Source organism: Psychrobacter sp. 1Y4 (genome assembly GCF_051847555.1).
In genome coordinates this window covers 1-506 of the sequence record NZ_JBPYDE010001213.1, presented here as the reverse complement: position 1 = coordinate 506, position 506 = coordinate 1, and the positions used below count along the sequence as shown (strand labels likewise).

At 37.9% G+C, this 506-nt stretch carries 1 protein-coding gene; it reads right to left on the bottom strand.

Annotated elements, in window-relative coordinates; all coding sequences use genetic code 11:
• A partial coding sequence (pilV, locus tag ACS8FC_RS21200; RefSeq protein ID WP_439298230.1) for a type IV pilus modification protein PilV occupies positions 1–356 on the bottom strand: 356 nt, incomplete at its 3' end.
• Positions 357–506: the final 150 nt, after the last annotated feature.

The following is a 506-nucleotide window of genomic DNA, read 5'->3' as shown; positions in this document are numbered from 1 at the left end:
TAAGCTACCACTTCTGTCTCACTACAGTCACTAGCACTACAATCCGAAGCAGCAGTGTTATAAGTGTCAACATCCTTACAATAAGTACTAATGTCATATTCGCTATCAGATTCTTTGCTACTCTTGTAGATGTTATTTACCTGTTCTTTGTAGATATCACTACTATCAGGTAATATTCGCATACCTTCTGATAAATTCTTTATTGTAGACATTGAACGAGTACGCATAAGGCTTTCATCGGTAGCTTTTATGGCACTTAGTTGCATAGCACTGAATCCTAAGACAGCAACAGCTAAAAGGAGCAATGCAACCATCACCTCGATCAACCCTATGCCTGCTTGTATGCTTCTAGTCACTGTCAACAACTCCCAATATTAGATACAACAATGTTAGCAACTCTATTAACAACAATCTGCTTAGAGAAGCTGTTGTTAGTGCTATCGTCGCAAATACTATAAACTGCACTAGCCTCATCTTCGATTAATTTGTTTGGCTGAAACACTAAA